This is a genomic window from Flagellimonas baculiformis (assembly GCF_033441575.1).
GTDB classification, from domain to species: Bacteria; Bacteroidota; Bacteroidia; order Flavobacteriales; family Flavobacteriaceae; genus Flagellimonas; species Flagellimonas baculiformis.
This window is the reverse complement of sequence record NZ_JAUZVW010000004.1, coordinates 36,404-62,359: the sequence shown is the minus strand read 5'-3', so window position 1 is coordinate 62,359 and position 25,956 is coordinate 36,404. Positions and strand designations below refer to the sequence as shown.

Genomic DNA, 25,956 nt, shown 5'->3' with positions numbered 1-25,956 from the left:
TTAAATTGCAGATTTACTTCGGCGCAATGGAACTCTCAGAACTGATTACCATAGTATATCATCTATTTTATCCCATATATTAACTGTCGCTGTTTAAAAGCAGATTTCCCACCTTCAAGGATTTCACAACTTATCTCTCTTGTTCCTTCACGGTCAATTGAACCTGCTTCTAAAACGTGAGACTTAACGCTTGTACTCTTTAAAGGAATTATCAATTCAGCATCCCCAAGCACAGCTATATTAGGGTTGTGAGTAACAATAATTACTTGTCTTGATTCTTTGATTTTCCTTAAATTTTTGACAATTGTTTTAAAGATAAACTCGCTATCTAAGTTATCTTCTGGCTGGTCAATTATTAGCGGTGTAGTACTTTTCGAAAGCATTAAAATTCCAAGCAAAACTGATTGCTGTTGACCTAATGACAGTTGAGATATGGACTTAGTGTTTCTTAAGGTTTTTCCTGTTTGTTCATCTTTGTACAATCTCGTTACAGAAATAGAAGGTCTATCCTCAAAAGGTAGAGCTTCAAAATCCTCAAACGTGTGGTCTTTCAAAAGTTTTTCTACAATGGTCTGCGCCTCATAGCTTCCTATAAATCTCTTTCCTTCTGCATCCTTCAAATCTTGCAAAGCATCGGTATCTTTTCGGTTGCATATTTCAACAAACTCAAATGGCGATAGCTGTTTGGAAATTAGGAGTGCTCTTGGAACCTGAGACGTGCGCCAATCCATAGTTGCCTTTAAAAGCTGTTCAAATTCATCCGAATAATTGCCTTGGTCGTATTTAACGTTGATGAATAAACCATCGAGGGTATTCTTTAGGTTTTCATTGATAGTCTGTGCAAAAGCATTTCTAAGAAAGTACACCCTTTGTTTGTTATCCTTTCTCTTAGTTAAAATTTCTTTACGTTCTTTCTGAAGCTCGTCCAATAATTTCTTACTGTTTTCAAGTTTTTTAACCCGGTTGCCTAAATCAAGAATATCCTTAGAAATTTGGTTGATTTTGCCCAAATCAAAAGGAATTCCTTGAGCTTCCAGTTCTTGTTTTTTGACATCCATTTTAGCTTGAATTGCTTTTTCTTTAGATGCCCAATTTTTAAGCTCTGTTCTAAGTTCTTCAACCTTTGTTCCAAGTGCTTCATTAAGTTCGCCCGCTTTGGCTTTAACAATAGCCGAAAAATCCCCGACTATGTCCTTTACTTTTTGAAAATAATCCTTGCCCACTACAATTTCTTCATCTGTCAACTTTTCAAAATTGTCAAATGTTTCTTCGTCATTAAGTATATCTCTATAGGTTTGAATGAGCTGTCTTAAATCTGCTATCAAATCTTTCCGAATTTGTCTCTCCTTAATAAGTGCATTTTGATACTTGACCAGTTCCCCCGCTTTTTGCTTTTTTAGATTTTCTAACTTTTTCTGTTCATTTTTTAGCGCCTTTTTTGTTTCGTCGAGACTGAGCAGTTCCAGCCTTAGTTTTCTTGATTCACTTTGATTGCTCAACAACTCAGCAATAAGCTCTTTGTCTTCTATTATTAGTGTATTTAGGTCTAAAAATCCGTCGAGAAAATCTATTAGCACCGTTGGGTTCTCATCACTGTGCTGGATTGTATCGGCAGTTTCACCTTGTCCGTAACTTTCGATTTCTACCTTTGAAATACCATTGATAGGGTCTGTAAGGTTTTGTGTGCCATTGTTTTTTTCTCTTGCAAATTCAATGACCTGTCCAGCTTCATCGGTATATCGAAGAGTAATTTTTTGAGGCCATACTTCGGAATCCACAACTTTTGAAGTTGAGTTGTTACCAGAAGTTTCACGAATAGTCTCTAAAAGAGTGGATTTACCCGCACCTCTACTACCGATTATACAGGTCAAATTAGGGTTTAAGTCAATCTTCATTTTATCCAGTAAGCCACCTTCTAAAATTACACTGTTAAATACTGGTCTTTGTTCAGGAATTAAATCCTCTAACCGAATTCTTGATTCGTGGCTCATCAACGCAACTTTAAATGCGTGAAAATTAAGTTCATCCATTTTAATTCTGGTCAACTTATCTTTTCCTTCAGCATTTGTACCTAATTTGTTTAGAGTATGCGAGTCAGACCCCATCAGTTTTGGCAGTATTTCATCATCTTCCAATAGCAGGTCTGTACGTCTTAACCCCAGAAGTCTTTTTCTGTTTGCATCATCATCGGAATCGGTATAAAGTTGGAAATTCTCTTTCTTCGATATTTCAAGCCCTAATAAGTTATGGTGGCAAAAAACTTCTTCTATTGGTGGACCAAAACGCCCAATTGTCCTTTCAAATCCAGAATCAAGTTCTATGTGTGCAAGGACGCCTATACCGCTTAACTGATTGGCAAAGTCTAAGCACTCTACAATGCCTTGTGATGTCGTTTTCTTGTCGTCACTAATCGTTAATTTACCCGCGAATGACCTTAAATTTTGGAAGGTGTCGAAATACAGCAGTAAATGTCCTTGTGTAGTGGTTACTTCAATTCCTGGAATAACCAATATATCCTTATCAGCTGCATACTGAATCGCCGTATTTGAGTTAAATATCTCGTTGTGGTCAGTAATACTAATAATTTTTATTCCCTTATCTATAGCTGTATCGACAATGGCTTCTGGTGTCATTGTCGAATCTTTTACGTCATAAGAACCAAACTCACCATACGAGTGTATATGTAAATCTGCCCTGAAAAATTTTGCACCTTTGGTCATATTAAAGCCTGATTTTGATGGGACTATAATGATGCAATTATTTTAAATTTTGGACAAGAGATTTTTAATTTATTTTTAACATTTAGAGATACTACTTGAATATCGACCTCACCTCATCATAAATCCTCTCAAAATTTGCTTTTAAATCCGCATCGGAATATCGCTTTGTTTCCTGCGGAAGCTGCCTCTGAATCTTGGGTAACCTGAACCGGACTTTCTTATCCTTCCCATCGGCAAAAGTCACAAACTCGCCTTGCTTAAGTCTAAAGAAAATATCAGCTCTTCTTTTGGAAACCTCTCTTTCGCCTTTAGTGATTCGGGTATCGGTTTTAAAAATATTGGCGGCCTTACTCACACTTTTAGTTGGATTCTTTATGATTTCAAAAAAGCGTTCATAGTACTTGGCGGTGTCCGGGTCATTGACCTTGCCAAAGAACTGGTAGGATAAATTGCTGAGTATCGCTTTACTGGCCTTATTCCCATACATCATATCATTTTGAATCTTATCCTGCATCACATAAATGGTGGCGATATCATAGCTTCGTAGCGTGGCTGGAATGCGGTGCATATTGAGTAAACGAATGGTTGGTGCTTCTTCCATCAGCAGAAATGAAGGCTTGGAATTGCGCACACTCATCTGTTTGGTAATGGTGTGAATTATGGTTGCGATGACTGGCGAATAAGAAGTCTCAAATTTGGGATTGTTCACTACCGAAATGACCGCTGGATTTTCTGTGCTATTGATATTCAACGCCACTTCATCTGCGGATAATGCCATAAAAATCCGTTGCGTACTGATACGTTTTAACGCATTGGCCAATGTACTTTTTACACCAGCTGTTTGCCTGTCAGAATTTTTTCCACTTATGAAAGCATCTGCCATTGCCCTCGATGTGGTGTTAGTTTCAAGAAATTGGACCAGGCTATCGGTATCGAGCATTTGATAAATGGCAATCAAATGGGGCAAAGTACAGAATTGAGGGTAGTCTGTTTTCAGCTTCCAAATCAATCCACCAATCAGACCTTCAGCAGCATCGTTAAAGAATTTAGTCGTTCCGGTGGTTCCTGATTCACGTTGTTCCAAAAGGTTTTCAATCAATACCCGCGAAACTTCATTCACACTTTCTTCATTCTCTAAATACCGCGGTGCAATGGGATTCACCCGATGGATAATCCTGTCAAATGAGATAACCTTCATAGGAATTTCACTATTAGCAAAAAGCGGATAGGCCATTTCCGTCAGTTCAAAATCCTTGTAGTCGTGTATGACACCACAAAAACCGTTATCACGAAAGTGCTTTAGGAATCCATAGACCACACTTTCGGTTTTCCCGCTTCCTGCGGATCCGATGACGGATGCGCCGCGTTTTACATTGTCGATTTTAAATGTTCCCGATTTGGTTAAGAATTTTACTTGATACCGTTTATCTATTTTTTCCGTTGGTTCACTATCGTAAAAAGCATAGAGAAATATGGCCACCAAAAGAACAGGCACAACGACATAAATCATTATTTCTACCAATGACCAATTCATATCCCAATAGAACTTGATTTAACAGCAATTTCAGCACCTTTTCGTAACCGTTTAAAAACCCGAAGTGCCAATTGTGCTTTGCTGGTCGGAATATTTGGGATTAATGGAATGCCCGACTTACCCATAATTTTAAAGGCTATTGCTTTTTCATTTGCAGGTAGCTTCATCAAAGCGGTAAAGTAGAGTTTGGGGCTTTTGATGAAATCCTTTTTAGCTTTATAAGTCTCTGCATAATTACGATTGTAGCCGAATGTTTTATCAAAGGTTATTTCTGCTTTAGCGAAAAAAGCATCCCTATCAAAACCACGTTTTACCTTTTTGCCGTGCATCTCAACTTCAGATGCTTTATACTTGCTGCCAGGGGAAAGGCTGAACCTGTTGGACGCGTCTTTCCTGCTGATTATGATATGGATGTGGCTTTGATTACCTTCCTTGGGCATACCCTGTACAATCCGAATACCATTCTGTTGGTGTGGGGCATCCCGTTCCAGTTTTCCTATCTTCAGTTTTAGTCGTTCTATATTTCCGGTCGCATTACCATGTTCAATTTTAGGTATCTCATTTTTCAGTTCAAGAATCTTGGTGGCAAAAGGCTGGTTTTCTTTTACCTGTTTGTCTGTTCCTTTAAACGTTCTCTGATGCTCGATTTTGGCGAAGTATTTAATGTCATCTACAGAAATAGGTCGACCATCAATTTCACGCCCTTTGAAACTGGCGGCATAATCTTTCATCAGCTCGCGAGTGTATCGTTTTAAATCAGCACTGCTGTTTTCGAGTTTTCGCAGTTCGTATTTTGATGGACTGACCATTATGGAATAGAATTTAGGTTCTTTCTTTTTCAGCTTTGCGGTGTTTCCGTCAATTTCTTTTACCACTTCTTTAGCAGAAATCTCATCACCATATTGATTGAAAAAGTGTTCCATATCTTCCTTCATTAAACCCTCATTTTCTTTTTCCAAATAGTCCACAAAATCGGCTGAACTCTGCGAGTAATTCGTTCCTAATTTTTGTGCTGTAATGTTGATATACATAGGTTAGAATTTTAAAGTTGATTCTGGTTATTTCGCTTTTCTTGAAACTTGACTTCCTTCTTTTCTTCTGTATATTTCTTTTCCAAAATCAAGGGTTTCTTTTTGGGTTCATCCATTTCAAAAAGGGATTGCAACATTGCGACGGTAGGTTTGGTCTGGGTCTTTTCTACATCACGCATAATAGCTATGACAGCATTAATGCGTTTCAATAATTTAGCTTCAATGGTGCGTCCAGTCGGCCCTAAATTTTCCTTGGGTGAAATCTCGTTGTAGAAGAAAAAATCGAGGATGGCTTTCATTGCCTCGGTATGCGTTTTGAAATGGGTTCTGGAAAACTGTTGAAAACGCTTTGCAGTTTCCTTCTTGAACCTGATGCCAATAAATGTGTCCATATTTCGCCGATTTGTCGCAAATCTTTCCCGAAAAATGAGCGTTTTGAGGGCATTTGTCGCAAATTGCTGAAAATCAAAAGATTAAAAAAATTTTAAACACTTGACTATCAATGATTTGAAAACGAAAAGGAATCCGTAACATCGCGCAGCGTGTTACCCTCTTGCTATTCCTTTTCGTCCCGCTCGCGGGACAAAAATCCATACAATCTAGCTCAAAAGCTGATTGCCATTTTCGAGGAAATAAAATTTCCGATATGTTGTTTTTCGATGTGTAAGGGTATCGGCGAAAGTCAAAAAAGTGGATAACCCTACATTAAATTGTGTGCTGTATTTCAGCAAAATAAAGATACGATTTTTTCGTGATTATGAATGCACTAAAAATGAAAACACCCCTGAAATTTCAGAGGTGCATTTCTTTCAAAAAACATCATTCAGATATTAAATACATAGGTATAGGAATATAAATTCCGTAACGCTTCCTCGTCAAGCATTTTGTCCAAATTGGTGTGATGCTTGGTGGCATAGTCCATCAAATCCTTGCCATATTTTTTCTTGATATCTTCCTTAGAATTGGTAAGCAATCGCTCTTGGGCTTCCTCGCTTAAATCGGTAAAATTTAGATAAATCATAGCTTCCCGATTTTAGTATTCGCTTGGTAACATCAGCGTATCGTTCACAAAGAATAACCGCAATTCATCCAGTGGGAAATCGGTAGCATTGTAACGATGTGTTTCTAATATATTGTCGTTACCATCGCTGTAAATAATTTCAGCTTCATACCCTGTATAATCCTGTTTTTCTTCTGACATTCTTTTGAAGTCAATCGTAATAAATTCACTTCGGTTAATCAGACTCTTAGCGATTACCGAAGCATCCGTAATGAGCCAAAAACATTCTGCTACTTCCGATAGATATTTCAATCCGTCGGTAAATCTGGTTTTAATTAGAGGTAGGGAATAGAACATTTCTGTTCCAGAAAAATATTGCAACCGCTCCTTAATATCGTTAACTTGTGCTTTCATTGTTTAAAATTTTTAAGATTTGAATAATGAAAAGAGGGCGCATCTTTCGAGAGGAACGCCCTCTTTAATTTTAAGTTCTACTTGTCATTTTTGCTTCCAAGTAATAGGATTTCATCCGCTACCACTTCGGTAACATAGCGTTGGTTTCCGTCGTCCGTGGTGTAGGTTCGGGTCTTTAGTTTTCCCGTAATTCCTACTTCTTTGCCTTTTTCAACATATTTCTCAACGATTTCAGCGGTCTTGCCCCAAGCCACAACGGTATGCCAGTTGGTGTCCGTTTGCTTTTCGCCTTTGCTGTCTTTGTAATACTCGTTTGTGGCGAGTGAGAAGCGGGCTACTTTCTTTCCGCTTTCAAGGTTCGTAATGGTTGGCTCTTGACCAACGTTTCCAATCAATTGTACGTGATTTCTAATAGTACTCATAACTAAATGGTTTTAAATGCCCTTTATAGGCTTGATTAATATTTCCCTTTTCAATTCAACTGTGATTAAATTTTAAGGGGTGTTTGTTCTTTTCTTTCGTGCACCGCACAATGGATAGAGTGGGTTTTGTCAAGACTTTTAGGGTAAAATCAGGTGTGTTTGCGACGTAGAAACATCCTTGGATTTTCAAGGATGTAGAAACCTTATTTTTCACTAAAACTTTGTACAGTCTTGACAAGTTCCATAAGGGCGTTAGCAATTCTTTTAAAGCCAGTTGCGATTTGAGCGTACCGACAGTTAAGCGAAATGAGTGGCTGGGTTTACATTAGAATTGGTTTTGCCGTGCCTGTTTTTCGACGACCCGAAAAACAATAGAGGCTGTATCCATTATAAACCCCTTAAAATGTGTAAGACAACGGTTGGGTTTTTAGGCATTTTCGAGTGAGGGCTCAAGAAGTTCTTGCCGAAAATTCCGTTAAGAAAACCGAAGCGATGGCTTTCCGTTGTGGAAGCGGACTTAATTCACAATTTTGGCTCGGGAATGAAGTGTTCCTTCCCAGAGAAGCGGGAAGGGTTAACGGAATGGAAAGCTGAAATTGGGGATTGTGTCCAAGATATTTGTAGTGAAGCGCTTTTCCCGGAATGTAGTGGTTTCTTGCTTTTTCAGCAGGAAACCGTGGAATGTAGGGGAATGGGCTGAGTGGTCTAATAAAAAAAGCCTTCCTAAAAATAAGAAGGCTTTATACGTCAGAACCATTAAAGGATTACTCTCGTTTTTGTATTAACAATTGCTACACACAAGGAATCACAATCAAATTCAGAATGGTTGCCTAAAGTAAACCACACAGAATCACAACGGTCATTGGGCTTTTAATTTTTTTATCGGCTCTGCTATTCACGGCACGTAAAAATTGAATATTATGCCCACCACGTTTACACTATTCCATTTCTTTTTTTCGGTCTCAAGAACAAAAAGACAACCGCTAACAATAACAGGGTTAGGATTCCCCCATAGAGGAAGTATTTGTTTGGAAAAGCGGTTCCCAAATAACCTGCCACCGGGTAAGCAAACGCCCACCATAAATGTGAAAATGCAAAATGAGACCCGTACACCTTTCCCTGTTCCTCATCGGGAATGTTCTCACCTATGAGTGTTTCTGAGGGTATTTCTGCCAGACTTTGTCCTAAACCTGCAAATACCCAAAACATCAATAGCAACGGAAAAGACAGATAATTGGCAGCACTTATCGCAAGCCCAAGTACTAAAGCGCCTAACATTAAGGATACTTGCCTGGATTTGGTCTTATCCAAAGCTCCGGATACGAATGCCGCAATGGCGGCACCTACACCAAACGCCGCCATAACCCAGCCATATTCCTTATCGGTCAGGTTCAAACCGCTCTTAATGAGAACAATGGTGTTCACTAAAATGAAAGCTCCTGCCATCGCCGATACGAGTTCTATAAAAAGAGCGAAACGTACATATTTGTTTTGAAACAAAAGTTTTATGCCCTTAGTAACGTCCTGCCATTTAAAAGGGTGCTTTTTCCGTACATCGGTTTGATTACGCCTTGAAAAGCTCTTTGGTAAGGTCACGAGCATAATACCAGCGATGATAAATGTAACCGCATCGACAAAGAATATTTCACGGGCTCCAAACCATACCGCTAAAATCCCTGCCAAACCTGGCCCCAAAACACCCAATACCTGATACGTGGCAGCCGATAAGCCGATGGCTTGCCGGTACAATTTTTTATCCACCACTTGTGGAATTACGGAACGGTATGTAGGACTGAAAAAGGCATTAAAAACATTCATCAGGAACACCAGCACATAAATTTGCCATTCGGCGTTTATGAAGGGTAACACACCAACAAGCGCCATCCTTATAAAATGGGTTACATACAATATTTTCTTTCGAGCTATCCTGTCTGCCAATACGCCAGCAAAAGGTGAAAAAATTATAAATGCTGTTACACGTAAAGTAAGGGCCGTGGCCAATATAGCCGCAGCCCTTTCCTCTCCAAACTGATATGCCAATAATGCTAAGCCCACCCAAGTAATAGCATCACCCAATAAACTGATGGTCTGCGCCACATATAGTTTTGTAAAAACTTTATTGCGAAGTGCCTGGAAGGGTTCTATCAGATTTGTCAAGTTCATTTCAATAATAAATTAAATTCTGCCGGTAGCATCCGTTTTGCGAACTACCAATTGATACACGCACGGAATAACAATCAAATTCAAAATGGTTGCAGAAAGCAACCCACCCAAAATGACCACCGCCATCGGGCTTTGAATTTCACTTCCCGGCTGCCCGCCTTTTAGCGCAAGCGGAATCAATGCCAATCCTGTGGTAAAGGCGGTCATCAGAATTGGATTCAATCTATCCAAGGCACCAGCTTTAATCAGTTCGATGCCTGTCTTACCTTCCTCTCGTAAATCTTCGTAACGAGAAACCAAAAGGATACCATTTCTGGTGGCGATACCAAAGAGACTGATAAATCCTATGGTTGCCGCAATGCTTACGATTCCTGATGTGAAATACACAATGAGAATACCACCAATCAATGCCAAGGGTAGATTAATGAGCACGACAAAGGCCAGTTTTACATTTTTGAATTCATAGTACAATAGCAAGAATATGACACCGATTGCCAAAATAGCGGTAATCAACAACAGTTGTGAGGCTTTGGACTCACTTTCAAACTGTCCACCGTATTGCACACGGTAACCCTCGGGAAAATCGATGGTGGAATTTACCACTTCCTCAATTTCGTTGACGGCACTACGTAAATCCCTACCCTGAACATTTGCCGCCACCACAATCTTTCGTTGTACATCTTCACGGCTTATGGTATTTGGACTACTCACCGATTGAATCATCGCAAGTTCGCCCAAAACGGTCTGCCCACCATTTGGCAGGCTAATCAAGGCGTTTTTAAAGTTTTCCACGTTGTCACGAAAGGGTTTTTCGTAGCGTACCACCAAATCAAAATAGCGCTGTCCTTCATAAATTTCGCCTGCTTCTTCACCTGCAAACGCAATATCTACCTGTTCCATTAAGTCGCCAACAGTCATACCATACGCTGACAAAATGGGACGCTTGGGTTTGATGCGGATTTGTGGGACTTCAATTTGTTGGTCAACTGCCACATCTGCCAATCCATCGATGGATTTGATGTTCTGTTCTACCTGTTTCCCCAACTCGAACAATCGTTGTAAATCCGAACCAAAAATCTTGATGGCGATATTGGCTCGTGTTCCGGATAACATATGGTCAATGCGGTGCGCGATGGGTTGGCCAAGCGTGATATTTACGCCAGGAACGACGCTCAACTTGGTTCGGACTTCCTCAAAAAATTCTTCTTTTGATTTGTCTTCCAAAGTAAACGGTACATCGATTTCGGCTGCGTTTACGCCTTGGGCGTGTTCGTCCAATTCGGCTCGTCCCGTTCTTCGGGTTACCACATTGACTTCAGGCATCTCCAGCAGTAGATTTTCTATTTGCTTGCCTGCCTTATTGCTCTCTTCCAACGACATTCCTGGTGGTCCAACCACGGCTATCACCAGCGAACCTTCATTGAATTCGGGTAAAAAACTTCGTCCCAATTGGGTTGCCACGACCAAACTTAACAGGAATGCAACGACCGTTACCGCAATCACTGTTTTTGGTATTTTAATAACCCTATCCAAAGTGGAAGCATAGTGTTTTTGCAACCATTGTTCTACTTTGGTGCCTTCGGCTTGTTTTTTGAGCAGTTTTTCCTTGTTCAATAAATACGAGCACAATACGGGTGTTACCGTCACGGCCACGACCAATGAGGTCAATACAGAGGTTACAAAGGCAATCCCGAGAGGTTGCAACAATCGACCTTCCATTCCGCTTAAAAAGAACAAAGGAACAAAAGACACAATGATGATTAATGTCGCAATAATGATGGAACTCCGGATTTCCACCGAAGCATCGCGCACGACCGTAATCATCGATTTGCGCTCTGCTTTTGGCAGTCGGCTGTTTTCGCGCAAGCGTTTATAGACATTTTCTACATCGATAATGGCATCGTCCACCAAAGCACCTATGGCAATCGCCATCCCGCCTAAGCTCATCGTGTTGATGGTATAGCCCAGCCATTGTAAGATAATTATAGAGACCAACAGGGATATGGGAATGGCCAATAACGAAATGACCGTGGTGCGCCAGTTCATCAAAAAGATAAACAAGACTATTACGACAAAGAATGCCCCTTCCATTAGTGTCCAATTCAAGTTGCTGATGGACGCATTGATGAAATCCGACGACCTGAAGATTTGACTTTTGATTTCTACAGTTTCCGGTAAGGTCTTTTCTAAATCGGCAATGGCGATGTCCAAATCTTCGGTCAATTTGAGGGTGTTGACATCGGGCTGTTTGGAAATTGTAAGGATAACTGATTTATTGCCGTTTAGAGAACCATCGCCGATTTTATCGGACGCACCGATTTGAACCGTCGCCACATCCTTGACTTTGATGGTCTGCCCATTGATTTGTTTTACCACGGCTTCCTGTAAATCTTCCAAAACGTAGGCCCTACCGCTTCCTTTAATGATGTATTGATTTCCGTATTGGTTCACAATACCACCTGGTGCGTTTACATTGGCTTCCTTTACGCGCTCTACCAATTCTTGCAAGCTCACGTTGTAGTGCTTCAATTTTTCAGGATTGGCAAATACCTGATACTGTTTGTAGTCGCCACCTATGACCACCACGTTGGCAATGCCACCAATGGCTTTGATGCGAGGGCGGATAATCCAATCGGACAGTGTTCGCAGTTCCATAGGCGACAGACTATCGGACGTTACGCCCAATAGCATAATCTCTCCCATAATGGATGAAATAGGTGCCATTGTGGGCGCACCAATACCTTCGGGCAGGTTTTCACGTACCATTGGGATGCGCTCACTCACAATCTGGCGAGCTCTGTAGATGTCCGTTCCCCATTCAAATTCAACCCAGACAATGGAAATTCCCGCTGCCGATGACGAACGGATACGCCTCACATTGGGCGAACCGTTCATAGCGGTTTCCAATTGGTAGGTGACCAATTTTTCCACTTCTTCCGATTCCATCCCGTGGGCTTCGGTCAAAATGGTTACGGTTGGTGCTGTCAAGTCTGGGAACACATCTACGTTCATTGTTTTGGCGTAGTAAATTCCCAATACGCTCAGTACCACTGCTCCCAACAAAATCATCAAACGATTATGTAGGGAAAATTTTAATATTTTTGTTAACATAATTCTCCTTTTTAGTGGTCGTGTCCGTGTGCCGGTGTGGTACCGGACATTGATGCCATTTTTACCTGATAGGCTCCTGTAGTGACTACCACATCGCCAACTTTCAAGCCTTTTAAGACTTCCACGTTTTTACCGTTGCGCTTCCCGATGGTTATGGGTCGTCTTTCAAAACTTTCGCCACCGAGTTGCAGAACTACCGAGTAATTCCCATAATCTTCTAAAAGTGCCGACTCGGGTACCAGCGTGGTTTGCTCTCCATCGCCCATTGCAATCTGAACCTGGGTCAAGCTCCCATCAGGAACATTGATAACATCGTTGACCTTGGCAAACACGGATATCAACGGACTTTCCCTTTCTACATCTTTTGAAATCGATAATATCTCGCCTTCGGAATCTGAAATGTTTTTCCAATCACCTGTTTCGGTCTGGTACCACATTCCTTTGATATTTTGCATCGTCAGGCCATAGGTGGGTGCCACCTGTGATTTCAACACTTTGGACTCATCAGTAGCTACACTTATCAAGACAGCGCCTTGGTCCACATAGTCACCATTGGATACATTTACGGTTCTGATAAAACCATTAAAGGGTGCACGGATTTGCTTGCTACCGCCCGAAACGCCCGAAGCGATAGACTGGTACTGCGACCGGGCGATGGTGTAGTTGCTCTCCACCTTTTCAAACTCGGATTTTGGGATGATTTTGCTATCGTAAAGTTCCTTTTTACGGTTGTACTCTGATTGGGCCTGGTCAAATTTTGCTTTCGCGGAAGCGACATCCGCACTCAAGTTATTGTTTGCCAATCCCTGACTGCTTACGTTCAACATCAATTGTCCTTGTTTCACTTCCATACCTTCGGTAAGGTTGGTCGTGGTAAAGTTGACCGTCCCGTTGGCAGTGGCCACCAGCGTTTTTACCGAACCCTGCGCCGGTTGCCAAACACCCGATGAAGTGATGACATCGTAAATCTCCCCTTTTGTGACCTGCGCCGTTTGAAAGTCTATTTTCCAGGCCTGTTCCTTTAAAAAGGAAATGGGTGCCTCTTCACCAGCATTACCTATCGCTTTTTGGGCTTCCTCCAAATTGGGATAGACCATCACGTCTTTAATCACAATGTTGTCGCTGTATGCCGGTGTGGAAAGGTCGAAAACCAATTGGTGTACACCCGCTTCCTTCGGCTGAATGGTAGGTGAAAAAATTCCTGGGGAAGAAGGGGCATCTGCTGTGGTACGCAAACCTTTGTCTCCTTTTATCAAGCTGACCGTTACCGAGCCCTCGCGTACGGGCTGGTGTTTGTCCAAAACTGTAAAGTGTGCGGCAAACCTTCCGGGTTGCCCGACAATCAATGCCGGGAACTCAACAAAGAGTTCGGTATTGTCTGTCCACAATGTATAATCCAATCTTGGGGTCTCCTCGCCTACGTGGCTCCCGTCAGCATTGTGGGCGTGTTCATCTTCGTGATTCTGTTTACAAGCTACTGCCATAAAGGCAAGCACAATTATTAAATACTTTTTCATCTTTCTCTTTTATTAATGTTGGTGTCCGTCATCATCGTGGGAATGTCCGTGGTCGTCATCGTGACTATGGCCGTGTTCTTCCTTTTGAAGGGTGTCCTGATCTACTGTAAATTCCTCCTGCTTCAAATCTTCCTGTTCCATATGAGAGCCGTCCGGGTTATGCTCGTGACCGTGGTCATCTTGGGCTTCTTCCTTTTTTGTTTCCCGGCATCCTGTAAGGCTGATTGCTGCCATTACCATTAGTGCCATTAAAATTCTTGATACTGTTTTACTCACGTTGAGTTTATTTGTCTTAAAGTGTTCGTGAATCTTTGATTTCATTGTCCTGATTTTTAAAATTGTTATAACTGATGTATTAATAATTGTGCTTGTAAAAGCTGTAGCTGTTTTTCCATTTGCAACATTCTATCGGTGGCGTCCCGATAGAATTGCACTTCCATATAGTATTCCAAAAACGAGTATTCTCCCAAACTGTAGGCTTTAAAGAGCAAATCCTCACTATTTAGGGTTTCTATGGTGTCCTGATATTCGGTGTACTTGTTGAGCAACAATTGGTATTGATTGTACTCTTGTTGTAATTTGGCATACAGCATTTGTTGTACAACTTGTGTGTTGGACTGCTGGTATTCGTAATTGGCTTCTGCCGCTTTTACTTTGTTTTTACTGTTCCATAAGGGAATGGTCAGTCCTCCATAAACACCCGAATAATTGTTGCCGTTGACCCCTTGGTAATTGTAACCCAATGCAAGGTCGGGCAGTATTTTGGTTTTTTCCACCTGCACGTTTTGTTGTGCCGCGGCTTCATAAGCTTTGAGCTCCAAAAGCTTGGGGTCTTTGGCCAATTTCTCATTCCATAAATCGGCTACAGTTTGTATCTGAAATGGAATATTTAATTGCAGATTATCCAACCCAAGCGGTTGATTGCCATTCAAAGCCTGCAAAGCTGTTCTTTGATTTTGGATTTCCGCTTCCAGTTGATCCACCACAAATTGCTCCTGAATCCAAGATACTTTAGCTTTGTTGAGGTCCAAAATGCCGACTTGCTCTCTGCTGAAAAGTTCTTGCATTTGTTCATACACCTCTTGGCTTTGTTTCTTTCTTTCATCTTCAATGGTTTTTCGCTTTTGAAGTATAAAGAGTTCTATAAGCCCTTTTTTTGCCTTAAGCAGTATTTCTTGGCGTTTTTCGCCAAAGGCTGCCTGCAACTGTTCTGCTTTTAGGTTGTTCCACTTGTTACGGGCTGCATATACCGAAGGAAATTCAAAGGATTGTGAGATTTCAAACTCGGTGTAGTCATCGGTTTGATGGTCACCAAAAGGCAGATAGTATCCTGAAAGCCGTGGGTCGGGCAGATTGTTGCCACTCTTGTTTTGAAGCTTTTGGCCATCTATAAACGATTGATAGGCCTTCAGCTCTGTATTGTTCTGTTCTATTTCGTTAAGTAGCTCCCCTATATTTCTATCTTGAGAGAAACCAGTAACAAAGAACAGGCATCCGCATATCGCGGACACGATGTATGTATTCATTGTTTGAAAATTTAGGTTTAATCTTGCCTGATAAGAAACAGGCCTGAAATTCAATAGGATTTCTACCTAATAGATAGATAATCCCAAACGATTAACCTAAAGATGGTGGCCCCCGTAAATCGAGGGATGAAAGGAAAGGATTAAAATAGTGATTGGGCGGATGATAAAGCGGCGGGTCGTTGTTTCGCCTCTTATCAATAAAATATAGTTCTTGAAAACCAGAATAGGTTTTTACAACATTCTCATTCGTATCGGTACGGTGTTCAACGATTTGTCTTTCGACAATAATATCGGTTGAAACCGTGGAATGGACGTGCATATCCATAAAGAACCCGAAAAAGCCATATGGTGATTCTTCGTCTTCGTGCGAACCATTATCGTGATGGTGGTGTTCGCCAGTATGGGCAACATCCGAATGGGAATGCGAATCCTGGTGCTGATGATGCAGATGCGGAAAAGCCTGATGCAGCACCATAAGGGCAAACAGGCCCAAGAAGAAAAATGCCGCTATTTTATTTGCTTTTTGCATTGAGAGCAAATATACAAATATTCTGAAAATGTTAAATTTTTAGCTTCAGTCTTTTCTAAATCAAATGTCAGAGTTTCATTAAAAAATCCAGTTTAAGGCACTGGATAAACCTTTTGATTTATGCGAGGGCATAAACTTCGTCGAACAATTTCTTGTCCAACCTTTCCTGTTGTCCGAAACTCTTTTTAAGGACATTGTGCAATACCGAATTGAAGGCATTATAACCTAACCAAAGATTCGGTTTCTCATCGAGTAACAAGGCTTCATAATTGAGGATTTCTAAAACCTCACGAGACTTCTTGGATGGGTCGCTATTCTTGTCACTACATTCATAGCGGAACAGTTTAGTTCTATCCAATATTGCCTTCACAAATTCTTTGGTATCGATGATTTTAAATTCCTTCATCTTGTCGAATTTCTTGGTGATGGTGTAGAACTCATTGTCCAGAAACTTATCGAAAAGATTGTTCAATCTCGGCATTATAAGGTCTGTATTGTTTCTGCTGTGCTTTATCGAAAACTCGATTTCAGCCTGTGAGACGTGAAGGCCATTGGAACAAACCTTTCTATAAAAACCGAAGTGGCCAGAGGTCTTTTCACTACCATCATACGAGTTCTTAAAACGAAGCATTGGTAGTATCAAGTCTTTATCATTTTTAACCGTAAACTGGCTTTTGTCATCGATGATAAAATCGGTAATGAACGACCTATCGTTTTTGTTGATTGTACGTTTATGATAATTAAGACCGGCATCAATTAGCATTTCTTCGGCTCTTTTGAAGAACAATTGGTTCGGGATATGACCGTAGCTGTTTGATACCACGTTGACAATCTTGCCATTCGATATAATAGCATTTTCAAGCCCTCTTCGGGATTCCATCTGAGTCAGACTTTTTAAGGATTTCATCTCATTGGAAACGAAAATCTCATCTTGTTGCAAATTTTGTAAATACATAGCTTTTGGATTTTTGGTTAAACATTTTGTGATAATAGAGCATAATACTCTGGATGCTTTTCTCGGTAATAGGCGAGATGGCTTTCTGCACCTTCAATGGTGTAGTTTTCCTTACTGGATTGATAGTGTGCCTCGGCATCTTTGACCGAAATCTTCGCTTTTGTTGTCATAATGTTGAAATTTTAGTTAAACAATATTTGAGCATCGAACAAACGGAAGCTAAAATCACAGCTCAAAAGGAAACGGAATAAATGAGTAGGGGCGGAAGCGATGGCTTTATGCCGTAGTCTTTTGATGGAAGTATTTTACGAGTTTAACTTTCGGGAATATTGTATGATAATAAACTCCTAATCGAAGAAGGAAGGGTTAAGAAAACCTAAATTTTATGAATTTTCTTTGATACTAAATAGTGTTTAATATCAAATGAAAGTATATAATATCAAACCTAAGTTTATCTTGAAAATAGACCAAATGTTGTACCTATGTTGTACCCGTGCCTTTTTTCGGTCATATTTTAAAATAAAAAAGCCGAAGATTTCTCTTCGGCTTTAAGTGCGGGTGAAGGGACTCGAACCCCCACACCTTGCGGCATCAGATCCTAAGTCTGACGTGTCTACCAATTCCACCACACCCGCATAAAGTGCAAATTAACACTTTTTATTTGGTTAAATCCTAAGTCTAGCGTGTCTACCAGTTCCACCACATCCGCGGAAAGGAGTGCAAATATAATTCAATTTTCCGATTTGCAAATCCGATACCCTGAAAAACTTGTTTTTTGTACTTTTAGTGTCCTTTTTAAAATCTATATGGAAGAAATCAACGACTACATCAACACCCACAAGGACAGATTTATCAACGAACTCATCGAACTGCTCAAAATCCCCTCCATCAGTGCGGACACTGCCTATTCCCAAGACGTGCTGGAAACGGCAAAGGTGGTCCAAAAATCACTCATCGATGCAGGCTGCGAGAACACTGAAATTTGCGAGACCAAAGGATATCCCGTGGTATATGGCGAAAAGATCATCGACCCCAAATTGCCCACGGTCCTGGTCTATGGCCATTACGATGTGCAACCCCCGGACCCGATGAACCTTTGGGACTCCCCACCCTTTGAGCCCGTGATCAAAAAAACAAAATTGCACCCCGACGGGGCCATTTTTGCCCGCGGTGCCTGTGATGATAAAGGGCAGTTTTTCATGCACGTGAAAGCGGTGGAGTTCATGATCAAGAACAATACCCTGCCCTGCAATGTGAAGTTCATGATAGAAGGTGAAGAAGAGGTCGGTAGCGACAGCCTTCCCGATTTCCTTAGGGAAAACAGCGAAAAATTCAAGAACGACATCATTTTGATTTCGGATACCGGGATGATTTCCAACGATACCCCATCCATAACCACTGGCCTGCGCGGGCTGAGCTATGTGGAAGTGGAAGTCACCGGGGCCAACCGCGACCTGCATTCCGGAATTTACGGTGGGGCAGCTCCCAATCCCATCAACGTATTGGCCAAAATGATCGCGGCCCTGCATGATGAGAACAACCATATTACCATTCCCGGGTTTTATGACAAGGTGCAGACCATCTCCGATGCCGAGCGAGCTGAAATGGCCAAGGCACCCTTTGACCTAGAGAAATATAAAGAAGCTTTGGATATTGGCGATGTCCATGGCGAAAAAGGGTACACGACCACGGAACGCTTTGGGATCAGGCCCACGTTGGATGTAAACGGTATTTGGGGCGGTTATACCGGAGAAGGTGCCAAAACAGTCATTGCCAGTAAAGCCTATGCCAAAATTTCCATGCGATTGGTCCCTGATCAGGATTGGCACGAGATCACCGATCTGTTCACCAAACATTTTACCTCATTGGCTCCCAAAAGCGTCAAGGTGAAAGTGAAGCCCCATCATGGTGGGCAGGCCTATGTGACCCCTATCGATGGTATTGGCTATCAAGCTGCCGCCAAGGCAATCGAGAAGACCTTTGGAAAAAAACCTGTCCCGCAACGCACGGGTGGAAGTATTCCCATTGTGGCCCTTTTTGAGGAGGTTTTTGACAGCAAGACCATTCTGTTGGGATTTGGCCTGGACAGTGATGCCATCCACTCGCCCAACGAGCATTTTGGAATCTTCAATTTCTTGAAAGGGATTGAGACCATCCCCTATTTCTATAAATATTATGCGGAGATGAAAGCCTAGAGCTTCTTCACGTATTTGGTAAGGATGACAATCTGTTGACCGTCCACCTTACCTTCAATATATTCGGCATTTTCGCGATCCAGGGAAATCCGTCGCACGGCGGTTCCCTGTTTTGCGACCATGCTAGATCCCTTCACCTTCAGGTCCTTGATGAGCACCACGTTGTCACCATTTTCCAATACAGCCCCATTGGAATCCCGGTGCACCACCATATCCGCAGCGTCCTGACCTTCGCCGGTAGCCTTGGCCCAGGCCAAAATCTCATCATCCAAGTACATCATATCCAACAGATCTTGGGGCCATCCTTCGGATTTTAGACGATTCAACATACGCCAAGCCACCACCTTTACGGCATCGTGCTCGCTCCACATGCTATCGTTCAAACAGCGCCAATGGTTGGAGTCCACGGTATCAGGATTTTCTATCTGACCCAAACAGGTGGAACAGGCCAACAAGCTGCCGTCCAATCCGCCTGTGGACACTGGTGGCACTTCATACACCTTCAGATCTTCCGTGGCGCCACAAAGCTCACATTGGTTACCACTCCTGTTCTGTAGATCTTCCAATAATCCCATATTGTTTTATTTGTCGGCAAACTTAACATTTTTGGAAAGTAAAACATCCCATTCTTCATTTTAACAATCTCTACATTTGTAGAATTAAAATATTTGTTCTATGTTTGTAGAGCAATAGTAAAAAAGAATACCGATGCAATTGTCAAAAGCAGAAGAAGAATTGATGAACATAGTTTGGATGTTGAAGAAGGCCTACATGAAAGACCTGTTGGATGCTTATCCCGAACCCAAACCAGCCACCACCACCGTGGCGACCCTTTTAAAACGAATGGCGGACAAAGGCTTTGTGGCCTACAACACCATTGGAAGAAGCAGGGAATACTATCCTTTGGTGAAAAAGCAGGATTACTTTTCCAAACACGTGAACGGACTCATCAAAAACTTTTTTAACGACAGCGCCAGCCAATTTGCCTCCTTCTTTGCCAAAGAAACGAACCTGAGCAAAGCCGAATTGGAAGAATTGAGAAAATTGATAGACAACGAAATCAAAAAGAAATAAACATGTTGATTTTCCTTCTAAAATCCACCGCATGCCTAGCCATTTTCCTAACCTTTTATAAACTGATTTTGGAAAAGGAAAGCATACACCAATTCAAGCGATTCTTTCTGTTGGGTGCATTGATTACTTCCTTTTTGATTCCGGCCGTGGTCTTTATCGAATATGTGGACGTGCCAGAGCAAATAGTTCTTTCAGCATCCCCTATTGCTGGGGAGATACCGAGCACCACAACTGAACAAGTAGTTGCAGAAGAGTCCTATTTTGATTGGGAAATTGGATTATGGGCAGTTTATGTTTTGGGTGTTATCGGATTTGGATTTCGATTTGTAAGAAACCTGACCCAGATCGCATTACGCATCCGCAAGAATCCTAAGTTTAAGGAAAATTTTATCACTAGGGTGCTGTTGAGACAATCCCTTCCACCCCACACCTTCTTTAATTATATCTTTTTGAACCAAAGGCAATTTGAGGAAAAACACATTCCGCAGGAAGTACTCCTGCATGAAGAAACCCATGCCAAGCAACGGCATAGTCTGGATATTCTCTTTATTGAATTGGCCCAAGTCATTTTATGGTTCAACCCTATTATCTACTTGTTTAAATCGTCCATTAAGCTGAACCACGAATTTTTGGCGGACCGGGCGGTAATCAACGGGAACCATGACCATTCACACTATCAAAATACCATCCTATCGTACTTATCACACGGTAGTTCTGAACAGCATCAGTCGACCGGCATTGCCAATGCCATTAATTATTCATCAATCAAAAAACGGTTTACAGTCATGAAAACAAACACATCAAGAAAATCATTTGTATTGAGGAGCCTGCTCGTGCTTCCGCTTACGGCCCTTTTGTTATTTGGGTTTAGTGAAAAACGACAAATTGAAAAATGGGATCCTACAGAGAAAGTTCTGACTTTGGATGAAAAAGCCTCACCATCCGATCTTAAGACCTACCATGAATTGGCTAAAAAATACAACGCCATCCCCATTGAACAAAGGACCATTCCTTTGGAAGATTTGAAGGAATTGGAGCGCATCTATCGGAAAATGGACGAAACCCAAAAGGAGAACGCACTACCTTTCCCTGAATGTTCTCCAAAAGAAGAAGGCCAAAAAACGGTCGAATTCATTGAAATCTTTATCAATAATAATGGTAAGTTATTATTTCAAAGCAACATCGTTCCTTTGGAGGATCTAAAAGAAATGCTTTCCAAAGTCAACGAACATCTTTCCTTTGATCAACGCAAAAAAGTGGTCCGTTCGGTCATACAAGTAGAAGCCCAAACTCCAAAAAATGTGATTCAACAGGTGGATAAAATCCTCACCGAATATGGCTCCGCCACCATCAACATTGTAGGTCCAGAAACTTCCATGCAATCCAGCGCCACCCGTGAAGAAATGAAGGAATACAACGCCTTGGCCAAAAAGTACAATGCCATGGACCGTAACCATATGGTCATCAAAAAACAGGAAGTGAATCGGTTAAAGGAAATCTATGGCAAAATGTCCAAAAAACAACAGGAAGATGCGGAACCCTTCCCCAATTTTCCACCACCGCCACCAGCTCCAGATGCCCCAGAACCTCCTAAAAATGTTCCAGCGATAGAGCCTACGGCGCCTTCACCTATTACAACTGCTGCCCCAACTCAGGAACCGACTTCCGCACTACCTGCTCCCCCACCACCACCAGAGCCCAAATCCCCTTTGGAGCACATCAAGGAAATGGCTGCCAAGGGAGCCACCTTCATGCATAATGGCAAGGAAATTTCGGCCAAGGAAGCGATCAAGGTTTTGGAAAACAACAAAAAAATCAACATCGATACCAGAGGAACGGATAGCGGCAAACCTGTCGTGAAACTCTCCACAGAGCCCATCGAGATAGAAAACTAGACATCCAAATAACCCAAATAATGTTAAAAGCCCCTTAATTGGGGCTTTTGATGTAACAATAGTTCCAAAATCACGTTCTAATACCCTATCAATCAAAGAGAACACGAACATGCTACAACGTTTTTTTATTTTTTGCTCCGGAGCCGATACTGAAATCCTAAAAACCTGCTCCAATGGCGAGCAGAACAAATATGCCGGGATTGGCGCCACGGTATTCTTCACCGCCGTTATGGCCTTCATTGCCAGTGGTTATGCCCTTTACAACGTTTTTGACAATATCTACACCTCTATCTTTTTTGGGCTGATCTGGGGACTTTTGATCTTCAATCTGGACCGATACATCGTTTCCACCATCAAAAAGAGGGACAATTTTAAAAGTGAACTGCTACAGGCCGCACCGAGGATCATTTTGGCGATCATCATTGCGGTAGTCATCTCCAAACCGTTGGAAATGAAAATCTTTGAGAAGGAAATCAATCAAGTACTTCTGGAAGAAAAAAATAGCATGACCTTGAGCAACAAGGAGCAGTTGGCCCTGCAATACACCCCAAAAATTGAAAGCCTCAACCAGGACATTGCCAACCTGAAAGGGGAAATTGCTTCCAAGGAAGCGGAAACCAACGCACTGTACGACACCTATATTTCCGAGGCCGAAGGTACTGCCGGAACCGGACTTTTGGGTAAAGGACCCGTCTATAAGGAAAAACGCGACAAACACGATGCCGCATTGGCGGAACTCAACACCTTGAAAGAAACCAACGCAGACAAAATAGAGGGCATCGAAGCCCAAATTGCGGCCTTGGAAACGGATTATAACTCGGCGGTGACCAACTCCCAGCCCATTATTGATGGTTTTGATGGACTTATGGCACGCATCAATGCCTTGGGTAAATTGCCCTGGTTCCCTTCGTTTTTTATCTTTTTGTTGTTCTTGGCCATCGAAACGGCCCCCATCATTGCCAAACTGTTGGCTCCCAAAGGGGAATACGACTTCAAGTTTGAAGAGCAGGAAAGTGTGGTGGCCACTTGGGTGACCCAAAAAGTGGAACAGCGCAAACTGCTGTTGGCCACCGATGGGGAAATCAATCAGCAAATCTATGCCGACATCAAGAACGAGGAGGAACTGTACCAATACAAAAAGAAGAAGGCCGAGGAGCTGCTACGCTTGCAGGCCGATTCCTTTCACAATGTGCAGGTAAAGGGCTTATAGCCAAATTTGAGTCCAATTATCTTACTACGTTATCAATTTAAAAAGGATGTTCATCCATTGGTGATGAAATTTTAACCGGAAAAACCCTAACTTCACTCCTGTCTGCCGACAGGCAGGTATCGGTCGATATCATTCACTTTGTACTGAGCGCAGCCGAAGTATTGAAACGAATCATATCTTTAACGTTGTGACTAATGTTAACGCCATAACACAAAAGGATATATTGCTATATACGATTTCGCTTATTAAAAATCAGAGAAAAATGAAATTTTCAAAACCAAATATTAAAACTTTACTGTTTATAATTCCCCTAATCATGTTAACCGCGTGCAGCGATGACGGAGGAGTTTCACCGGACGCCATTGTTGGTGAATGGTTGACTGTGGGACGCGAGACCAAATCCGGAATAGCAGGGGAATTATCGTTCTGTGAGGAACGAATTTTCAATGAATATACTTCTGAGGGAATAAGGATTGCCAAGTGGACTACTGGAGATGCGCCAACAGAATGTGCTGATTTGAATTTATCTACTTTGATGTGGGAGAATGTTGGGAATAATAGATGGGAAGTTGGTACGGGAACCATTATTGTGAGCATAATCCGTTTGGAAGGGAACAGACTAATAGAAGAAAATCAGGACAATGAGTGGATTTATTTTTATGAAAGAAGATAAACACTAGCCACAAAATTGTGTATAGCTTATTGCGGTCGGAATTTCCAGCTGGAAATTCCTGCAATCAATTATCTTTAAGGCCAGTCGGACATTTTTCGTTGGAAAAGCCCGCCACTAATCATACACGAACCGATAAGTATAATCTTTTTTTTTGGCTTCATGTACATCATCCGTACATCCCCTGTAGCAGAAAATCAAAAAGAATCATTTGGGGTACTAATCCACAATTCCCATTTTTTTTAGGAGGAAAGAGGCATTCATGTTCTGGCAGATGCCTTCCTTGAAACGGTAGTCAAAATAGAGCTCCCCGTTTGCGATCTGGGCATCAAAATAATGGTTTTCCACTTGGGAAAGTTCATTAGCCAAGGTGCATAGGCTCAAATCGTGGGTGGCAACCAAACCAGTGGCTCCCGAGCGCACCAATTTTTCCACGAATTTTTTGGAACCCTCGGCCTTGTCCACGCTGTTGGTGCCTTTGAGGATCTCATCCAGAACCACAAAGCATTCCCCTTTTTCCAGTTCGTCCACAATGTATTTCAACCGTTTCAACTCGGCATAGAAATACGAGGTTTCATCCGTGAGGGAATCCGAGGAACGCATACTGGTCAACAGTCGAACAGGTCTGTATTTTACCTCTTTCCCCTTAACGGGCAGTCCCATGTTGGCCATCACGATTTGAAGGGAAACGGCGCGAAGAAAGGTACTTTTCCCAGCCATATTAGCTCCGGTCACGATACTGAATCGGCCCTTACCTATGGTAAAATCGTTCAACACGTTCTTTTCAGGGTCCACCAAGGGATGGCCCACCGCTTTGGCTTGCAAGGTCATGGGACCGTCGGTTATTTCTGGATAGGCATGGTCCGGATGGTTAAAGGCATAAGTACCCAGACTGTTGTAGGCATCGAACTGGGCCATGGCAGAAAACCACTCTTCCACGTCATTCCCATATTTGGCTATCCAAATTTCCAAACGATGGGCAAAATATAAGCTCCAGAGCAACAACCCCTGTCCAAACATCAACACCAAAAGGTTGTTCTGCTGTTCAAAAACATCCATCCGCTGACCAAAGCTTTTCAATACTTTGGAGGTCTTCTCCCCTTTCACCTCCAATTTTTTCTGAAGATTTTGCAAAAGCTCCGAAGTGAAAGTCTGCCCCTCCAGTTCCGAGATGAGTCGCTGGTGTTGCTGGATGGTTTCCTGGGCCTGGGACACATGGGTCGCAAACTTGATGATTTTCTTTGAATGTCGCCCTACGATCCCAACCCCCAAAAAGTACCACACCAAAACCAAAATTTCGGGCACCACGCCCAAAATGGCCAGAACGATCCACAGAATGGAACCCAGTGCAAAAAGGGGCGTCACCATCCCAACCCATTTTGGGGTGAACGGTTGGTGGTTTTTCATCCAGTTCGCCACCAGGTTAGGGGCTATTTTGGGTTTTGTCTCTCCCGCCAAGGAAGAGAAATGTTGGCGCCATTCCGGTAGCTTTGCCAATTCTTGAATGGCTTCCTGTTTTTTGGCAATATCCTTTGGATATCCGTCCAGCAAAAGGCCCGAAAAAACTTCCCGTCCTTGCGGCAAGGTGGTCCGGTTTGCGTATTGATAAAAAGAGCCTCTTCCGAAAAGATCCAGATCCTGTGCATAAGGGTGATCCGGTCGTGAAAACTCCCTGCCATCCGGCAAATGATGGTACCGCCGGGCCAGGATCTCCAATTCGTTCGTATTGATGTCGATGAGTCTTTGCAGGTAGGCTTTGTGACGCTTTACGTCACTGAAACTTGTCACCAGATACAGAAACAGCACTATCCCCAATGGCAACGCCACAAATACGATTTTGGTGTCCCAAAGGAAATATCCCGCAAGTGCCAAGGCCACAAAAACGGAAAGGCGCAGTGTAGCCAAAAGCGACAATCGCTTTTTTGTCTTTTGAAGTGCCTGCTGATGTTTTTCCCTTTCAGAGAGGTAAAATTCCTTTAAATCCTGCATT

The 25,956-nt window shown here is 42.1% G+C and carries 22 protein-coding genes and 1 tRNA gene; 5 read left to right on the top strand and 18 right to left on the bottom strand.

The features are described 5' to 3' along the window. Positions 1 to 62 precede the first annotated feature (62 nt). From SD450_RS06990 to SD450_RS06915, 16 genes are all read right to left on the bottom strand, one after another. On the bottom strand, positions 63 to 2,720 hold the full coding sequence (locus tag SD450_RS06990; protein ID WP_207034527.1) for a TrlF family AAA-like ATPase: 2,658 nt from the start codon (positions 2,718 to 2,720) through the stop codon (positions 63 to 65). A gap of 91 nt (positions 2,721 to 2,811) precedes the next feature. Beyond that, positions 2,812 to 4,254: a type IV secretory system conjugative DNA transfer family protein gene (locus SD450_RS06985; RefSeq protein WP_207034525.1), complete on the bottom strand. Its 1,443-nt coding sequence runs from the start codon at positions 4,252 to 4,254 to the stop codon at positions 2,812 to 2,814. Next, on the bottom strand, positions 4,251 to 5,285 hold the full coding sequence (mobB, locus tag SD450_RS06980) for a MobB family relaxase (RefSeq protein WP_207034523.1): 1,035 nt from the start codon (positions 5,283 to 5,285) through the stop codon (positions 4,251 to 4,253). Before mobB ends, SD450_RS06985 begins: the two co-directional genes overlap by 4 nt. 11 nt (positions 5,286 to 5,296) lie before the next feature. After that, positions 5,297 to 5,677, bottom strand: coding sequence for a BfmA/BtgA family mobilization protein (locus SD450_RS06975; RefSeq protein WP_207034521.1), 381 nt, complete (start codon positions 5,675 to 5,677; stop codon positions 5,297 to 5,299). A 431-nt stretch (positions 5,678 to 6,108) separates the two neighbouring features. After that, positions 6,109 to 6,306, bottom strand: coding sequence for a hypothetical protein (locus SD450_RS06970; protein WP_207034519.1), 198 nt, complete (start codon positions 6,304 to 6,306; stop codon positions 6,109 to 6,111). 12 nt (positions 6,307 to 6,318) lie between these two features. Further along, complete coding sequence (locus tag SD450_RS06965) at positions 6,319 to 6,699, bottom strand: DUF6876 family protein (RefSeq protein WP_207034518.1); 381 nt, start codon at positions 6,697 to 6,699, stop codon at positions 6,319 to 6,321. 77 nt (positions 6,700 to 6,776) lie between these two features. Continuing rightward, entirely contained in the window at positions 6,777 to 7,121 is a 345-nt protein-coding gene (locus SD450_RS06960) for a single-stranded DNA-binding protein (RefSeq protein WP_041495866.1), read from the bottom strand. 933 nt (positions 7,122 to 8,054) lie between these two features. Further along, the gene (locus SD450_RS06955; RefSeq protein WP_207034514.1) at positions 8,055 to 9,284 is read right to left on the bottom strand and encodes an MFS transporter; all 1,230 of its coding nucleotides are present in this window, start codon (positions 9,282 to 9,284) and stop codon (positions 8,055 to 8,057) included. 12 nt (positions 9,285 to 9,296) lie between these two features. Continuing rightward, the gene (locus SD450_RS06950; protein WP_207034512.1) at positions 9,297 to 12,395 is read right to left on the bottom strand and encodes an efflux RND transporter permease subunit; all 3,099 of its coding nucleotides are present in this window, start codon (positions 12,393 to 12,395) and stop codon (positions 9,297 to 9,299) included. An 11-nt stretch (positions 12,396 to 12,406) separates the two neighbouring features. Further along, a complete protein-coding gene (locus SD450_RS06945; protein WP_207034510.1) occupies positions 12,407 to 13,912 on the bottom strand; it encodes an efflux RND transporter periplasmic adaptor subunit in 1,506 nt (501 codons plus the stop codon). A 12-nt stretch (positions 13,913 to 13,924) separates the two neighbouring features. After that, the gene (locus tag SD450_RS06940; protein ID WP_318343900.1) at positions 13,925 to 14,146 is read right to left on the bottom strand and encodes a hypothetical protein; all 222 of its coding nucleotides are present in this window, start codon (positions 14,144 to 14,146) and stop codon (positions 13,925 to 13,927) included. Positions 14,147 to 14,253: 107 nt separating this feature from the next. Further along, positions 14,254 to 15,438 (bottom strand): TolC family protein, encoded by a 1,185-nt coding sequence (locus SD450_RS06935; RefSeq protein WP_207034506.1) that lies wholly within the window; start codon positions 15,436 to 15,438, stop codon positions 14,254 to 14,256. Between the two features lie 91 nt (positions 15,439 to 15,529). Beyond that, the gene (locus tag SD450_RS06930; protein WP_207034504.1) at positions 15,530 to 15,967 is read right to left on the bottom strand and encodes a hypothetical protein; all 438 of its coding nucleotides are present in this window, start codon (positions 15,965 to 15,967) and stop codon (positions 15,530 to 15,532) included. Positions 15,968 to 16,085: 118 nt separating this feature from the next. After that, positions 16,086 to 16,922 carry a DUF932 domain-containing protein gene (locus SD450_RS06925; protein ID WP_207034502.1) on the bottom strand — a complete coding sequence of 279 codons (837 nt, stop codon included), beginning with the start codon at positions 16,920 to 16,922 and terminating at the stop codon, positions 16,086 to 16,088. 17 nt (positions 16,923 to 16,939) lie between these two features. Further along, positions 16,940 to 17,092, bottom strand: coding sequence for a hypothetical protein (locus tag SD450_RS06920; protein ID WP_207034500.1), 153 nt, complete (start codon positions 17,090 to 17,092; stop codon positions 16,940 to 16,942). 383 nt (positions 17,093 to 17,475) lie between these two features. Further along, positions 17,476 to 17,557 (bottom strand) — tRNA-Leu (locus SD450_RS06915). A gap of 171 nt (positions 17,558 to 17,728) precedes the next feature. Between SD450_RS06915 and SD450_RS06910 the strand changes: the two genes are divergently transcribed. Next, on the top strand, positions 17,729 to 19,117 hold the full coding sequence (locus tag SD450_RS06910) for a dipeptidase (protein ID WP_318343899.1): 1,389 nt from the start codon (positions 17,729 to 17,731) through the stop codon (positions 19,115 to 19,117). On the opposite strand, the gene SD450_RS06905 is transcribed toward SD450_RS06910, so the two are convergent. Then, a complete protein-coding gene (locus SD450_RS06905) occupies positions 19,114 to 19,692 on the bottom strand; it encodes a PhnA domain-containing protein (protein WP_318343898.1) in 579 nt (192 codons plus the stop codon). The genes SD450_RS06910 and SD450_RS06905 overlap by 4 nt on opposite strands. A 133-nt stretch (positions 19,693 to 19,825) precedes the next feature. On the opposite strand from SD450_RS06905, the gene SD450_RS06900 reads away from it, so the two are divergent. The 4 genes from SD450_RS06900 (at position 19,826) to SD450_RS06885 (ending at position 23,969) form a co-directional block, all read left to right on the top strand. Further along, entirely contained in the window at positions 19,826 to 20,191 is a 366-nt protein-coding gene (locus tag SD450_RS06900; RefSeq protein ID WP_119638483.1) for a BlaI/MecI/CopY family transcriptional regulator, read from the top strand. Positions 20,192 to 20,193: 2 nt separating this feature from the next. Further along, positions 20,194 to 22,086 (top strand): M56 family metallopeptidase, encoded by a 1,893-nt coding sequence (locus SD450_RS06895; RefSeq protein WP_318343897.1) that lies wholly within the window; start codon positions 20,194 to 20,196, stop codon positions 22,084 to 22,086. Between the two features lie 109 nt (positions 22,087 to 22,195). Next, positions 22,196 to 23,296, top strand: coding sequence for a DUF4407 domain-containing protein (locus tag SD450_RS06890; protein ID WP_318343896.1), 1,101 nt, complete (start codon positions 22,196 to 22,198; stop codon positions 23,294 to 23,296). Between the two features lie 262 nt (positions 23,297 to 23,558). Then, positions 23,559 to 23,969, top strand: coding sequence for a hypothetical protein (locus SD450_RS06885; protein ID WP_318343895.1), 411 nt, complete (start codon positions 23,559 to 23,561; stop codon positions 23,967 to 23,969). A gap of 216 nt (positions 23,970 to 24,185) precedes the next feature. Here the strand turns inward: SD450_RS06885 and SD450_RS06880 are convergent, their stop codons facing one another. Continuing rightward, positions 24,186 to 25,955 (bottom strand): MutS-related protein, encoded by a 1,770-nt coding sequence (locus SD450_RS06880; protein WP_318343894.1) that lies wholly within the window; start codon positions 25,953 to 25,955, stop codon positions 24,186 to 24,188. Position 25,956: the final 1 nt, after the last annotated feature.